We start from the raw sequence: 14,843 nt of genomic DNA on the forward strand, positions 1-14,843 counted from the left end.
AACCTCTCGACTGTTGATTAACGAATTTCGCGCCTGAAAGGGGGCAGGGATGCGAGGATGTCTTTCCCGTAGGCTTTTGTCTTCAGGCGTTTATCCAGGATAGTCACCGCGCCGGTATCGCTCTCTGTGCGGATAAGCCGACCAACGGACTGGGTCAGTTTGAGGCAGGCCTCCGGTATCGAGATTTCCCGGAAAGCATCACGCCCGTTTTTCTCCAGCCACTCCGTCAGGGTCTGGCCCACCGGGTCGGTCGGAACGCTAAAAGGCAGCTTGGCAATGATGACGTTGTTGCAGTACACGCCAGGCAGATCCACCCCTTCACTGAAAGAAGCCATACCAAAGATAATGCTCGGCTCACCACGGTCGATTCTGAGCTTATGGCGCAGCAGTATTTCCCGTTTTGGAAGTGCCCCCTGTATCAGCAGAAGCGGTGAAATGTGTTGAGGCATCGCCTTGCTGACTTCTTCCATCTGCCTGCGGGAGGCGAACAGCACGAGGCAACCCTGAAGCCGAAGCACCAGTTTGGGAAGGAGTTCGATGATCTCCGCCGTATGTTCTTCATGATTGGTCGGAACCGAGCGCATACGGGGGATGAACAACACGCCGTTGTTCTGGTAATCAAACGGGCTGCGGGCCAGCAGGGTAGGTGTATCGACTGGAAGACCGGCCTGCTCCAGGAATGCGTCAAACTTGCTAAGGGAGCGGATTGTTGCCGAGGTCACAATGGTGGCATAAGCCTTCGACCAGAGCTCGGATTTCAGGTGTTCGCCCGCATAGACCGGACTGCAATTAATCACCACTTCGGTGCTGCGTTTAGTACGACGGACGTTAATCCACCGGGCCATAGGCATACCAGAGACGGTTTTATTCCCGCAGTATGAGGCCAGAGCCTGATGCATACCCGCCAGGCGATTTGCCAGCTCGCCGACAGCCATCTTTTGAAGGGCCAGTTCTTCCTCGCTGATATCCCGCCCGGCCTCATCTACAATCGCCGTCATTTTCACAACGATATTCTGCATCTCGTTTACTGTCTTTAACCCAGGCTTAAACAGGGCCGCAATATCTTCAGGAACGAAACCTTCCGGGAAGCGATAGATGTCCGATTCCGTGCCATTTGGCATTTCGTGATCGTTTCGCCAGTTCAGGGAGCGTAAAAGTGTCCCCCGCAGCTCACCGAGCTCATCACCGGCATGGCCCGCAAGCTCCACCAGCTGCTGCACGTGCTTTTCCATAGTCCCGCCGTAGGACTCTGGCATGGTCATTACCATGTCGAAGATTTCGCTCATGAAATGCCTGCTGGCATCGAGAGAGGCGGAGGTCGCAAAGTGGTTAATTGCTTTCTGCGGAACGTGGTGACCTTCGTCGAACACATAAATGGACTCTTCCTGCGGGGGAAGGATAATACCGCCTCCCAGTGACAGGTCAGACAATACGATGTCATGGTTGGCGATAACCACATCCACCGACTCCAGCAGGGCGCGGGCGAGGAAGAACGGACAACGGTGATAATGTGGGCAACGCTTTTTAGGGCACTGACTGCCAATAGCATTGACCCGACCCCATACCGCCTCATTGATCTCATCAGGATAGGAATCACGCTCTCCTGTCCAGTGACCACCAGCAAAGGCCTTGCTGATATCCTCCACATCATCGCGGATGTAGCCATAGGCATTCATCTCGCTTTCCATATGAACGTCACAGCGCATCTGGCAGAAGTAACGGCTACGGCCCTTCGCCATCGCATAGGAGAAGCTCAGGCCCGCTCTCGCCTGTATTTCTGGCAGATCCTTGGAGATGATTTGTTCCTGAAGCGCAACGGTTGCCGTGGAGATGATCAGCGTCTTATGCTTTTCCATCGCCAGGGGGATCAGCGGCAGACAATACCCGAGTGTTTTCCCTGTCCCCGTACCGGCCTCAATAACCCCGACGCGATACTGCTCCTCAGCGGGGGTAGCGTTAACGACTGCGCTGCAAAACGCCATCATGTCTACCTGCCCGGCACGAGGGGACAGACCCTTTGCGTCCAGGAAGAAGTGATAGGCTCGCTCAGTCATTTCAGCGGCAGTCATCCGGGGTTTATTGTCTGGCATATCCGTACCTTGTCCTCTGCTGCTCAGGAGGCACAGCCCGGCAGCGGCTATCGAAGTCAGGGACATCCTCATGCTGGTGGATGTACCGGGTTCATCAGTCTTCCAGTGAATGGCCTTTAAAGCGTCTCACATAGCGTTTAATTTCAGTTTCGGCCTGTTCCAGTACAGCTCGGTTGCAGTGCTCAAGAACACAGTAAGGCCCATGTGCTGGCCCGCCATCGCTGGTTTCGCAGGCATCAAGCTTGAGCCGAACGGAGGCATCGAAGATAAATTGGGTGATTTTCGCAATGGAGATCTGGTCTTTGTCTTCCTGCTCTTTGGTGTCGATGACATCGCCGTTATACACGTCGAAATCGAGCCGCAGGCGGTAAACTGTGTCGATTGCCATAATCGGATCCCTTCAGAGGATGTCGTAGATGACTGGGACGCGGCCACGTTCTACCTGTTGATTCAGGGTGCGGAAACCACCGTGATCAACGATGTAGAATTCACCCGCCACGGCGGAGCGATGGAAGTCGGCGAGCTCTTCAGTGCCAAAGACGAAAACCGGGGTTCCAGAGGGGACGGTCATGCAGGCAGTTTTTCCGCCATAGCCGCGAACCGTAAAGGTGATTACCCCATCCGCGCTGGTGGGCAGGAAATCGGCGAAAATCGAATGAAAGGCTTTATTCGCCTTATCGCTGAATACGTCGGTCAGTGTCTGCATGATGCGCCCCGTGATCTCGTTTTATGTTGTACTGATACCAGTACAACACGGGCCCGGCAGGTGACGAAGGCGATACGTCGGGTATTATCAGAATGAATATGTCGGTCTGAAATGGTTTATCAGTGAGCCATCAGCTCCGGCCCCGGGACGCGAATCAACGGTCGTTATGCTGTAGCACCTCCACGAACTGTCCGCAGCTGTCGCAGCAGTACTCATTGGCGAACCTGCCATCGTCTTTCCAGTTGTTTGCCCCGCAGCGGCAGAGCAGTACACGTACCTGAGAAGGGCGGATGCGAGCTTGACCGAATTTGGTTGTCCACTGAGGCTCGCCATCAAAGCGAAAAGAGTCAATGCGAAACCTGCTTTCGCGTTCGTAGGTGTTGAGGTATTTGAAGTACAGCTCTTCAGAGAGAATGGCATCGGTCATCGTGTATTCCCTGTCTGGCCCCGTGGAGGGTGATTTGCGGCAGAGTGTTGCGTTGCGAAAACTGCCAGGTTGTCGGAGCCATTACACCACGGGTCATACAGGTCACGAAGGGGGTTACTTACCAGCCAGCGCTTTCTCTTCCCTGGTAGCCAGGCGCATTTGCCCGAAACCTTCACGGATCAGCAACGGCTTTTCTTTCTTCCAGCCCTTAACGACGGACTCACCGAAACGACGCGGGGCGTTACCATTCCAGGTGGCTATGACGTGGTTATCATGGACTTCGACAATCACGACCGGGTGGACGACAACTGTTTTAAGTGTGGTGTTGCCCATATTTACCCGGCTAACCGACCAGACACTCATCCCGACTTCCAGCTGGCTTATTTTCATCTTCATTTCCTTCTAAACGAACGTAGTGCGCCACGGCGTAATGTCGTGACGCACATTACCATGCCCGGGGCTTATCAGAACATAAGCCAGGTGGCGTTACCGGCAGTATTTCTGGACTGGTAGGCTTTTGCCTGCGCGTGAAGCAGCTTCCACAGCTGACGAAGTGTAGCAGCATGATTTTCACCACCAGCATTAACCCGCAGTTCGCCGATCTCGCGGGTAACAGTGAAACAATTCCGGCTCTCATCCCAGCCTGAATGTTCACGCGCTTCCACCACCAGATCATTAGACGTATCAGGGCCGGTCTTTGCTGCATTCAGCACGAACTCCGTTTTAACAGTAATACGGCTGGCGTTATCCGGCGCATCCAGAAAGACGGTGAACCCCTCAGTTCGGCGGTCAGTTATACGACGGCTCCCCCAGGAGGTGATCCCCCTCTGGACACGCATCATTGAAAGAGCGTGGGACTCGGTTGCCTGCACTGTGCGATACAGGTCGGTCAGGGAAGAAAGGCTGAAGCTTTCAGGGGCAGTCTGGATAGCGTCGGTCATGGTAGATCCTCGGTTATATGGTGTGTTTTCTGGCTTCAGTAGCTGTCGTTTGCCACGTAATAGGACGTGCCTGGATAGAAGTAGCGGTAATCCGGCTGCATGTCATTGGTGATGACGGATGCTTCTTCCCAGACCCCGCTGGTGGACATAAACTCATCTGTCGTTTCATTCTCCAGCCGCATATAGCGTTCAGGAGCGCATTCCGCCCAGGCGCGTTTCACCGTATCCCAGTTAGCGTACTGGCTGATTTCAATATTCAGGGGCGCATTCTTCTCAGGCTGGTTACGGCGGGAACTCAGCACGAAATTCAGCTTCAGGACGATACGACTGTCGTTGTCAGGAGTATCCATCCAGATCTGGTATTCAGCCGTAGGCCGGGATGACTGGTTTTTGCGGCCCCACGAGGTGACACCGGTTTTAACCTGGACTATCGAGACTTTATGCGCATCAGTCTTGCCAACGCTGGTCATCAATTCAGACAGACTTTTAAACATGGTGCATCCCCAGTGATTATTGGTATGTTCGTTTTGTTTACTTATTAAATCACTGGTTACCCGGGTGACGAAGTCAGAGCCGGGTAAAAAAAGGACAAAATTTGCGGATTAGTGGCTGGTGGTGGTATTGGCCTGCGGGACAGGGCCATCGAACAATTTGTCAAAAAATTCCACGCCACGCTGGTACACATCGCGCAGCTCCATATCTTCACGCTCGGTCAGGCCCATCTTATTGAGCACGGCAAGGCCGGTACGAAGGCGAGGAATCAATACGGTTTCCAGATAGATCCTGCGGCCCGCAATAATTTCCGGGGATGCTTCATTGATGTAAAAATCAACGGTTTTCGTGATGCTGAAGTGCTTTACTTCGCTCATCGTCTGGTACTCCTCAGAATGATGTCATGATACTCGGTTTGATTCAGGGGAGGGGAGCAACCCGGGCAAACAAGCCCGGGCGCAGGCAGCAGTTATTCGAGACCCAGTGCAACGTGATCGCCATCATCAGAAAGGCGAATGAATAGCATCTGCGTACCGCCGCTCAAGCCGAACTGGAGATCCCAGCCTGGGACAGAAGATGTCTCGCATTCACGCACATCGATGACCTGGTCACGGTAGAGCAAGAAGCGTGTATCAGACTTGTCATCTTCAGCGACGTGGGCCATCTGATCAGCAAATTTGTCTTCGAGGTCGAACCAGCTTTCCAGCCAGACCTTATCAGAGACCAGGCTGATACCGCAGGCGGATTCCGCCGTGCCGGTCACAGCCTCAGCGACTGGTTCTACAGAAGTCATATTAAATACCGCATCAACTACCAGTGCCTGCTCTGAGGTCGCCGGGTAGATACCTTGCAGATAAACGCTATTGCCGTTCACTTCGAAGCCGTCTTCAAGACTGATGTCGTCATGATCAACGTCATAAACATCCGCGAGGTTGCGAAGACAGATCAGGTTGGCTTCATCTTCGTTCTCCGCTTCAATGCGCATCAGTGGCAGTTCGCCACCACTGGAGTCGGATTCATAGTAGTGAACGTAGAATACATTTTTCTCTTTGCTGGTGGTCATGGCGTTGCCCCGTGTTGTTCGTTTTGTTTACTTATAGTCTCACGGGGTATTCAGGTGACGAAGGAAATCGGGCATAAAAAAGCGGGGATTTAACCCCGCCAGTTTTGATATTTATAATTATGCCAACATGTAGTTCCAGCGCAGTTATTACTTAGGCCTTGGGCCTTTTCGTGTATTACTTTTTTCTGGCTCTTCCACCGACTCTTCTGCTGGTTTTTCCACCGACTCTTGTGTTGGCGTTGTAGTGGCTGCGGCTGCTGCTGCGGCAGTAGCGGTTGAATCGTCATAATCAGTGGTAGCAGTAACATCACCCGATTCAGTCATATGGAGAGTGACAGTGACAGGTTTGCCATCAACAGCAAAATTGAGACTAACTGAACCTTTCATCTTCAGTAAGAGTGCGGCCCGGGTATATCCATCGGAAAGTTTTAAACCAACAGAAGCTAAAGCATCAGCAATTTTGTTATGAATATCGTTGCTCATTTTCATTCCTTAATGTGTGTGTATTAGCGGAATATCAAATCATAAGACTTCAACTGAAAAAGGGTCAGAAGTGAAAAGTTATTTTCTATACGTATGATGGCACAGGAAGGTGGGGTGACGAAGAAGAATAAGCAAAAAAAAAGCGGGGTATTATCCCCGCAAAACTACACACAGCAATTCAATAAAACAACTTCCAGGGGGGCGATGCACACATCACAACTTCGGTCTGTCAGACGGGAACCGGCCTTGGGCGCTTGTATCCCATTTGACGAAAATTTGGTTTTAAAACCGGTAAATCGTTACTCTTTCTTCCTGCTACCCCGGTCTATCACCGGGGTAGCGGAGTCCGCCATTCTCGGCAGCGCCAGCTGATCAGATTACATAGACTCAGATTTAAAGTTACGCGTTCGCATATAACCTCCTTAGTGTGGGCCGGTTCACTGGATTGTGAATTGTCAGTAACGCTAAATTTGTAGACTTCAGGTCTACAGCCTGGCTTATATAGGCAGGCGCGGCAGTTTTTTAAGAGTTTGAACGTAACGAGAGCATTTACATAAATCCTCCTTTCTGTAGCTGACCAGATTTAACGTCTTTGTCTATTCAGTGAACCATACCCTATTCATGTGACGAAGGTTTCTGAGTGTAAAAATACGTAATAAGCAACGCTATTATCGCTAATTCTAAAAATAGGGCGAATTAAAATACCGGCAAAACGCGGACGTTTATACCGGTATTATTTCTGAGCTGCTGGTGCAATATCGCGAGGTAAGCTGTAGTCAGCGCGGCAGGTACTTAACGGCTAGGCTTGCTGGTGGTTAAGGCCTCATCCTGCGCCAGCAACGTGATCACATCCCCGGCAATCTCCGGGCGGATACCAGGCGATTTATGCGCGGCATGGGCCGCGACAGCCAGCGGTCTCCAGTTGAGTGATGCTGCAATACGTCTGATCTCTTCAATAACCCGGAATGTATCGCTCTCCAGCGCCAGACCCGCACGGGCGGTATCGAAAGATACGCGCTGCGCCGAAGTGAGCGGCGAGTGCTTCTTCAGTTCTGCGGTGATGATACGCTGCGCTTCAGCACCGATTGACGCGCCACCTTCGACGACCCCGGTTAAACCGACGAGCTTACCTCCATCACTGCGGCTATTATCGTCTTTAACCCTGGGTGGCGGGGCCAGGGCGGTCAGATCCACGTCCTGCTGTAAGAGCTCCAGCAGGTCAGCCAGCATATCGGGTTTAATCACACCTTTTAAACCCGCTGCGCGTTTCGCTAGGCTGACAGGAGAACGGCCCAGGCGGGCGGACATCGCAATAAGGCAATTAGCCAGAACAAAGAGGTCATCAACCCCAATCAGTGGCGCACACTCTTGCCTGAACGTCTGATCATCCCGGAATGCAGGAGCTGGTGGGGCCGGTTTAGGCGTTTTGGCCTTTGCCTGCGGCTTGTCATAACCACGTAGGGCTTTTTCTGCACTGTCTGAAACCTTACGGATGCTTTGCGCCAGATCATCACCACCTGCCAGGCCTGCGGTCAACTGAAGCATATAATCGAGCCTGCCGAGCATGTCAGGGGAAGCAAGCCCGGTCGCTATCTTCTGGCTGATGTCGTTAAGGTTGCTGAGTATACCACCGGCGATTTTAGACGGAGGAGTAACAACCGCCTGGACATTATGGCTGGTATGAATTTCCCGCGACACCAGGGTGAGGACTTTGCGCCAGTCAGGTTGTACACCAGCATCAAGCGTCTCAAGGTGGCTTATTGCATTTCTCAGGCTATCCCATCTGGATAGCTGTAGAGGGTCACCGTTCTGCTTTCCTGATTTCAGCCACTGAACGAGGTAGACGAAGTCAGATGTAGCTGAGGCCACCAGCCCGGCAATAACGCGCTCTCTTGCTTGAGGCGTTGTAGGGTTAGATCTTCGCACCGGCAGACGGTCATTTTTATGTGCCGTTGGTCTTTTCATTTCGAATATCTCAACTTGGTTCCATCAACGATAACTCCGCGCCCGGGAGCCAGACAGCATGAAACAATGTATTTACCATGTTTGATAAAAGCGCAACCGGCAGCGCCGTCAAAAAAATGCTATATGACAGCGCTGGTTAGAGCAGAAAGATTCAGGGAGGTTTTACATCTACTCTCGATCATCTGTGAGGAAGAGATGCAGTTGAGTCACAAAGGCATCGAGATAAGGGGTATTTCTGGCATTGTCTGCAAAGTTCATTTTGGCATTGGTGTCGTCGTATACATGCATCCAGCCGCTGTTTCTGGCAATACGACGTACATCAGTATTTGCCGGGTAGAGTTTCCCAATAGCTTCACGCAGACCTTCAATTTCTGAGATCAACTGCCGGGCATTCGCAGCAGGCTCAGGAGCCGATGGGACGAGAACCCGGAATTCAGCGGTTTCCGGCTGCATCTTAATCACTTCAATGACTTTGTCCCGGGCAACGGAATTCCATTCAGTAGTCATGCCGTTGTACTGGTTTCGGATGCGGAACTGGTAAACCGGCTGCTGTTCGTTAACAAGCAACCAGGCATCGGCAAGTGCAAGATAGAACGAGACAGGCCGGTTTATCATCTGGTGTTCCTGAAGGGCTTTTTTATAGCTATGGACATCTTCAGGAAGGACATCAGTGATACTGGAGGTGAATTTTAGCGGATCCAGTGGACAGACCGGGCCGATAACCCTAAGCACAGCAACAGGATTATTACCATCATCAGTAAACCAGAAGTCATTTTCTGGGCCGATATTGAGCCTTACATCTGCGGTCTGATTCTCTGCGAGAACGGCCTGCACCCGACGACCGTTCTGCCACCAGCGTGGTGTACCTTGCATACATACCTCGTACAGGAAATTAGCCCGAAGCCCACCTGCTGGTGGGCGGTCGGAACACAAGTCTACTGAAGGTACTGCTCTGCCTGAGCAATACGAGAAAGAGTACCGGCATTCGGTTCAATCATCTGGATACGTCGGCTGTCCTCCAGTAAACCGGCAATAAGGTGCTTGTCGGTATATGGGGCATCGTCATCCCCGAGCATACGGCGGATAGCAGATAAATCGCCGGATGGAACCGGGTATACCGACTCAATAAAGAGCTGGTCACCGTGAGGATTCTCCCACTCATATGGGGTTTGGGCGGAAGCAGCAAAACCCGAATCATTCAGACGTGCGAAATCTTCAAGCGCCTGGAGGCGGGCCGCAGATTCATCGGTAGCGTAGATTAGGATCATTCGCGCCGTCTCAGGCGATGAGCAGAACAGCAAAATGAGAAATGGCAGCATGTTATAGACTCCTTCAGTTTGCGACTTGTTGAGCTGGCGGTGTGGCTACGCTAGTGAGTTGCTTAAGGCGAATGTTCAGCTCATGAATTACATCATCGCGTTTGCGCCAGCTGGTGGATGGTAGAGCCAGGAGCGCTTCAGCTTCGGACACGGAGAGACCGGCCAGGTGAGCTTTCGATGAAATCTCTGCGTTATATAATTGCTTCAGCACAATCAATGAGTGCTGGGAGGATGCAGCCATCATCATGAAATGGCGAAGCACCGCACAATAGATTTGAGTAGACATATTAAGCCGCCTCGTTCAATGCGTGAGGTAATGATTAATGGCATGTTCAACATAGCCAACAGATTTACCCACCAGGTGTGCAAGCTGCTGCACATGATGATGGTGAACTTCACGGCACGGGCCAAATGAAGTGGTGTAGCGATACCAGAGGCTGCGGCCTACAGAAAAAAGTTCTTTCTCTGTCTGCGGGCGAACTGGATAACAAACAGGACGTGCAGATGTAGTGCGACGAACGTTATTTCGTACTTGATGAATTGCAGTATTCATAAATCACCCCGCGTATGTTTTTCGTTTTGTTTACTAACTTCAGTTAAACACACGCTGGGTGGCTGACGAATAGAAAATCCATAAATAAATGAGCTAAAGATTTAAGCTCTTTATGAAAGAATTATTCTGGGGTTGGAAACCAGATAATGTCCGAAATAGGCTTATTGCCCGTCAGTAAAGCGAGGCTGGAATGCAGTTCTTTAACGACCTGCTTATTATCCTGCGTTTGCTCAAGTGCGGTTATAGCCTTTAGCAGGGTATTTGCCACAGATGCTTTAGCATATGCCTGCGGTGAGCCGATTAGCACCTGACGCATTAGCTCCGCATTGTTAGAAGCCAAATAGCCTTGCTCCTCGGAAATTCTTTCTGCATCGGGTGCTGAAATAACCAATGCGGCAAGTTCGTGATCGTTTGCATAGTTGATAACATCAGATAGCATTTCGAGAGCTGTGGTATCTGTCATGATAAAGCCGTCAGCTACCCACTGAGGAGCAACATCGAAGCGAACTACCCAGGAATAAGGTTTAACGTTTGACATACAGAGACCTCATTAAAGAGAGATATAAGCGTCGGGATTTTCTTCAACAGAAAGAAACTCAATATCTTCGAGATGCATTCCTGCATTACGAATGCCTACCTCGGATAACCACGACAGTATTGTTTCATGATCCGGTTCACCAGAAAAATCAACAAAGGCTGGAAGAGCCCAGTCGGGTGTATAGCCAGCGCTATACATTACAGTGGCAGTAAAGCGCCCAATGTGGGGAATTTTGAAAAGGATGGATGCCTGCTCAGGGGTATTAATTACCATGCCGTGATGATAGACGACATCCCAGTTTACCCCATGCTCCCCTGTATTTCCTCGATAGAGATGGTGGCGGTCAACGGCCCAAAGGACACCTTCGCTATCCAACCAGCAGAAATAATTATTATCTGGGGATAACGTGATCCCAAGGTTCATTAACTCCGCCACCAGCAAGCAAGGGTTAATATCAGTTACAGTTTTAATAATCGTCAGCCCCATCTCGGTTCCGGTAGTAACTGTCAGTACCTTGGAGGCACTGATCCAGAATTGATAACCTGCTTCTTTAGCCTTCGCGATTAAATTAAACATTGTTGCTTCCCATTGAATGGCAGTTAGGTCAATAACAACATGAGGCTGGTGGGTGACAAACAGGGAATCTGACGATATTTCAAGAAAGAATTTAGCGATGAGAAATGCAGGGGGAACAATATGGTCTGTACTTGCCAGCGCTTCGCTCGGCCAACCCCTCGACAGCCCGAAAACAAGTTTCGGTCTGCCTCACGGTTATCTACTGACAAAGGCGGGGATTATTCGGGGTACTGTATGAACTACACAATTTCAATCGGAACAAAAGAAAGCAGCAACCCCTAAACAAATGATTGAGAGTAACCAGAAAAAGGCGAGTACTACTACAGCGCTTAAAGATAGTGGAACGGTTTTTGATAGCATAACGCCCATACCTACACCAAATGAACATAGTGCGATAGATCCTAATTTCAATTTGCTCTTATACGAAATTAACATTGGCTTCTCCTCAAAATAGGTGTGGTGCTTGCCAGCGCTTCGCTCGGCCAACCCCGAGACAACCCGAAAGCAAGTTTCGGTCTGTCCCGGGGTTCCGGGTAACGGCCAGACTTACCGCAGATCTTCTTTAGCGTTAATCATATGACATATGAATAAGAATTAATCACGATACAACTGGATAAAACTCTCCACACGGGTTCCATCACAATAGCTCGGCCAGGCGTTCATCACAGGTAGTTCTTCTGTTGTGAATCTTCCCAGTGCGAGAGCTACAGAATACCAGACCGGGAAAATCGTATTGGCTGATGTCATATTCCCATTGTTGATTAACTCATAGAGTCCGCGTCCATTAGCCCATGCACTTTCTGGTGTATCACCGGCAAGGTAGTTATCCACCCAGATGGATGGTGACAGAGCCTGACCTTTCGCCAGTCTCGCTAACAACTCGTACCACTTCAGATATTCCGTGGTTCGCAGTGAGAGAATCGGGATTCCGCCACGTCTTAACAGTGCTGCCGCAGAACGTGAGTCTACCGGTGCGGCAATTCTATCCAGGTGGTTACGGGCTTGCTTTATCCGTGCTGATATTCCCGCAGGGCTCACTCGGGAGATGTATTTCTCCACCGTCTCAGTAGCTTCAGCGATATCCGGGGCCAACGAACCATCAACATGGAGGGGACATAAAACAAGGCCGGTATCATCGTGAGTCACCCAGGCAGAATTGTCAGTCGGGTTCCTGACGATAGACAACGACTCACTTTGACCCAAGATCGTTAACCTGAATGACTTAAGCCTTTCGGCTATCCAGCTGCCTCCATCACCAAAAACCTCAATGCGCTCGTGACTCATACCGCATCACCTCTACAAGTGCTTTACATTCAGACCTAATCATAACGGCTTCCCCGTTCGGAACAAAATCAGGGCATAGCCAAACCATACTCAGGAAATTTACAGATATGTCGATCTACAAAACGCGCTCAAAACGCTCAGGCGCGTTTTAATCAATCCGATCGTGAAAATACCAGGGGGATAAGCTCAGAATCGTTCTGAGGCGATTCTGGCGTGGTTTTATCCCAATAACGGATCCTTTTGCGAATACAGATCGGTTTACAAGGGAATTTGGCTGGTATGAGACGGAGATGATCCACTTTGATAATCTGAGCGATAATTTGTTAATGGTTTCGTTTTGTTTACGCGTGTATCGGGAGGGAAGTTATTCCGAACGAGGGTATCGACTTCATATTGTCCGTTTCGATAGCCGATCACAATTTCTAAGCGGTACTCGCCGCGACAAAAACCCCCGGAGGAAAACCATGTTGGTTATTCACTTTTGGTTTTCCCCGGCGATTAAAACCAGGGCAACCTCCGGTTGCCCATAAAAACCCCCGGAGGAAATTCATCTTTCCTCCGACATCGTGCGGTTTGATTATTACCATGCTCAACCTCCCGATGTAAAAATAGAGAAAACCGACGCTATCGCTTCCGCTTTGTTTACCTTCCATATTCGCGCCCGCGAAATAGTCCGCTGCATTCCCACCCGATCATACCCGGGCGAAAACACTCGCGATCATATTGCGATCATCCTGATTCATTTCCGCCGCGATAAGTCCGCTATCGCCTGAAGGCTCACTAACAGATCGCCTGAAGGCTCACTAACAAAAATACCAGGTCATCGCCTGGTATTCATGTATATCCGTTATGTTTACTCCAGAGCGGTTTGTATTTCTAAAGCTGTTTTCTTAGGTGAGTTATTCGAAGTGAAAGTGCCTGCCGAATTGCACGGTTTTTTCGTAACTCATCACGCAACCAAATAAGCTGACCTTCATACAGTTCGATAAGCGCAAGTTCTCGCTGGCTTGCATCCTTAAATTTCGCTGGTGGATATGATTCGCCTTTGTTGAGAGGTAGGTATTTGGGAACGACACGATCAATGCCTCCACCAGCTTTGCGCAAAGGTGTCAATCTGGCCCAGCGGATCCTGATAGTTGTTCCTTGCCTGGTTACGTTAAAGCTGTACCGTGCCTTCTCGTCATCAGCAATAGCTTTGTCCCAGTATTCCTCCCGAAGACTATTGGCCTCGTTAAACAGAAGTTCTGCGGCTGAATCAACCGCATCACGAGCCTTTTCCAGATCATTGATGTACCCGACGAGTTGCATAAAACCACCTCGATGTTTTTTGATTAGGACTTAACCCCAAAAAAGAGAATCTCTATTATTACGCCAGAACTCTATGTTTCTGGAGAAAGAGAAAACTCCTTTTCAGGTTCGATTTTTAGTTTTCAGTTCCAAAACAGGAAAGATTGATTCTCCAGTTAAGTATCTTTCTGGGTGTTCTCATTTTTTGCATGTTTCTGGAGAATACAATGGCAATCTGGTGATTGAGCTATTAATATCTATCTGTACGGGTACTTTTATCAAGCCATTTTATTTTAATCAAGCAGTTTGCCAATCTCTATATGATATGGCAGAAAACTACGTTTCTGGGCATTTCTGATTTTTAATAGGTTTCTGGGGAATATAATGGAAACTTACTTCCCCTAATGTAGAGGCGATTAACGGGATGACGCCCACCGCTGCACAAACCTCTTAGTAAACGATTATGTAGAGTCGCTATATGATATGGCAGAAACTTATGTTTCTGGCTTTTCCACTTTTTGTTACCTTTCTGGAGAATACAATGGCAAACGCAGCTGAAACTTCCATCACCTCCCTCCGTCTTCAGGATCAATCCTAAATCACAGTAACTTCATAGTGATTTATGTCACATTTTGTAGGTATATATACTAGTTTGAGAGAGTTTTTTTGGGGGGGAAGTGAAGGGGAGATATGCATATTTAAGTGAAATTATAACTTGTGCTTAAGTAAAATTTTCACGAAGTGTACCCTTGAGTAATCGCCACAACATACCTTAATTCACCTCACCGAAGCATGTGTTTTTAGTATATATACTCCGCGAAATCCCCAGGCGGAAAGCCAATCTAAATGTGTTGCCCTCATACATTACCACCTAATTTCCTCAGTCTGATTTAGGTTAGGGGTTAAGGTTTTTAGGGCCGGATTTAGCCATATATGACGTCCAGTTTCATGCAGCATTTATGTACATATCTGACATTTTAAACGTCCGTATCTAGCCATTATTAATGTCAAAAATGGGGACGTTTTGCCGATAAAAAAAATGGTAATCGATGATCGTTTGAATACCATGTTACAACTTGTTAACGGTTAATTCCCGACGTTGACAGAGGGAGGCCACCT

The 14,843-nt window shown here is 49.5% G+C and carries 20 protein-coding genes; 1 reads left to right on the plus strand and 19 read right to left on the minus strand.

Annotation, left to right across the window (positions count from 1 at the left end; genetic code table 11):
• Window positions 1–17 precede the first annotated feature (17 nt).
• From dinG to mobI, 19 genes are all read right to left on the minus strand, one after another.
• Window positions 18–2,090, minus strand: coding sequence for an ATP-dependent DNA helicase DinG (gene dinG / locus QMN93_RS18330; RefSeq protein WP_016241562.1), 2,073 nt, complete (start codon window positions 2,088–2,090; stop codon window positions 18–20).
• Between the two features lie 94 nt (window positions 2,091–2,184).
• On the minus strand, window positions 2,185–2,478 hold the full coding sequence (locus QMN93_RS18335) for a hypothetical protein (RefSeq protein ID WP_007372274.1): 294 nt from the start codon (window positions 2,476–2,478) through the stop codon (window positions 2,185–2,187).
• Window positions 2,479–2,490: 12 nt separating this feature from the next.
• Window positions 2,491–2,796: a hypothetical protein gene (locus QMN93_RS18340; protein WP_016241563.1), complete on the minus strand. Its 306-nt coding sequence runs from the start codon at window positions 2,794–2,796 to the stop codon at window positions 2,491–2,493.
• Window positions 2,797–2,950: 154 nt separating this feature from the next.
• A complete protein-coding gene (locus tag QMN93_RS18345; protein ID WP_007372272.1) occupies window positions 2,951–3,223 on the minus strand; it encodes a hypothetical protein in 273 nt (90 codons plus the stop codon).
• Between the two features lie 114 nt (window positions 3,224–3,337).
• Window positions 3,338–3,613: a hypothetical protein gene (locus QMN93_RS18350; protein WP_007372271.1), complete on the minus strand. Its 276-nt coding sequence runs from the start codon at window positions 3,611–3,613 to the stop codon at window positions 3,338–3,340.
• 74 nt (window positions 3,614–3,687) lie between these two features.
• Window positions 3,688–4,164 carry a hypothetical protein gene (locus tag QMN93_RS18355; protein WP_007372270.1) on the minus strand — a complete coding sequence of 159 codons (477 nt, stop codon included), beginning with the start codon at window positions 4,162–4,164 and terminating at the stop codon, window positions 3,688–3,690.
• Between the two features lie 35 nt (window positions 4,165–4,199).
• On the minus strand, window positions 4,200–4,658 hold the full coding sequence (locus tag QMN93_RS18360; RefSeq protein WP_007372269.1) for a hypothetical protein: 459 nt from the start codon (window positions 4,656–4,658) through the stop codon (window positions 4,200–4,202).
• Between the two features lie 108 nt (window positions 4,659–4,766).
• A complete protein-coding gene (locus QMN93_RS18365) occupies window positions 4,767–5,033 on the minus strand; it encodes a hypothetical protein (protein WP_007372268.1) in 267 nt (88 codons plus the stop codon).
• A gap of 92 nt (window positions 5,034–5,125) precedes the next feature.
• A complete protein-coding gene (locus QMN93_RS18370; RefSeq protein ID WP_007372267.1) occupies window positions 5,126–5,719 on the minus strand; it encodes a hypothetical protein in 594 nt (197 codons plus the stop codon).
• 147 nt (window positions 5,720–5,866) lie between these two features.
• Window positions 5,867–6,202: a hypothetical protein gene (locus QMN93_RS18375; protein WP_007372266.1), complete on the minus strand. Its 336-nt coding sequence runs from the start codon at window positions 6,200–6,202 to the stop codon at window positions 5,867–5,869.
• 792 nt (window positions 6,203–6,994) lie between these two features.
• Complete coding sequence (locus QMN93_RS18380; RefSeq protein WP_007372264.1) at window positions 6,995–8,167, minus strand: hypothetical protein; 1,173 nt, start codon at window positions 8,165–8,167, stop codon at window positions 6,995–6,997.
• Between the two features lie 168 nt (window positions 8,168–8,335).
• Window positions 8,336–9,040 (minus strand): hypothetical protein, encoded by a 705-nt coding sequence (locus tag QMN93_RS18385; RefSeq protein WP_007372263.1) that lies wholly within the window; start codon window positions 9,038–9,040, stop codon window positions 8,336–8,338.
• A gap of 62 nt (window positions 9,041–9,102) precedes the next feature.
• Window positions 9,103–9,486: a hypothetical protein gene (locus QMN93_RS18390; protein WP_007372262.1), complete on the minus strand. Its 384-nt coding sequence runs from the start codon at window positions 9,484–9,486 to the stop codon at window positions 9,103–9,105.
• Between the two features lie 13 nt (window positions 9,487–9,499).
• Window positions 9,500–9,772, minus strand: a complete 273-nt coding sequence (locus QMN93_RS18395) for a hypothetical protein (protein WP_016241565.1) — start codon at window positions 9,770–9,772, stop codon at window positions 9,500–9,502.
• A gap of 15 nt (window positions 9,773–9,787) precedes the next feature.
• On the minus strand, window positions 9,788–10,039 hold the full coding sequence (locus QMN93_RS18400; RefSeq protein ID WP_007372261.1) for a hypothetical protein: 252 nt from the start codon (window positions 10,037–10,039) through the stop codon (window positions 9,788–9,790).
• A 121-nt stretch (window positions 10,040–10,160) separates the two neighbouring features.
• A complete protein-coding gene (locus QMN93_RS18405) occupies window positions 10,161–10,577 on the minus strand; it encodes a hypothetical protein (protein WP_016241566.1) in 417 nt (138 codons plus the stop codon).
• Between the two features lie 12 nt (window positions 10,578–10,589).
• Window positions 10,590–11,153: a hypothetical protein gene (locus QMN93_RS18410; RefSeq protein WP_007372259.1), complete on the minus strand. Its 564-nt coding sequence runs from the start codon at window positions 11,151–11,153 to the stop codon at window positions 10,590–10,592.
• A 594-nt stretch (window positions 11,154–11,747) separates the two neighbouring features.
• Window positions 11,748–12,437, minus strand: a complete 690-nt coding sequence (locus tag QMN93_RS18415; RefSeq protein WP_009652897.1) for a hypothetical protein — start codon at window positions 12,435–12,437, stop codon at window positions 11,748–11,750.
• Between the two features lie 876 nt (window positions 12,438–13,313).
• Window positions 13,314–13,745, minus strand: a complete 432-nt coding sequence (gene mobI / locus QMN93_RS18420) for a conjugative transfer protein MobI(A/C) (RefSeq protein ID WP_016241569.1) — start codon at window positions 13,743–13,745, stop codon at window positions 13,314–13,316.
• Window positions 13,746–13,818: 73 nt separating this feature from the next.
• Between mobI and QMN93_RS18425 the strand changes: the two genes are divergently transcribed.
• Window positions 13,819–14,082, plus strand: coding sequence for a hypothetical protein (locus QMN93_RS18425; protein WP_128297794.1), 264 nt, complete (start codon window positions 13,819–13,821; stop codon window positions 14,080–14,082).
• The last annotated feature ends 761 nt before the right edge of the window (window positions 14,083–14,843 follow it).

The organism is Enterobacter sp. R-1.6.2 (assembly GCF_035064085.1).
GTDB classification, from domain to species: domain Bacteria; phylum Pseudomonadota; class Gammaproteobacteria; order Enterobacterales; family Enterobacteriaceae; genus Enterobacter; species Enterobacter asburiae_B.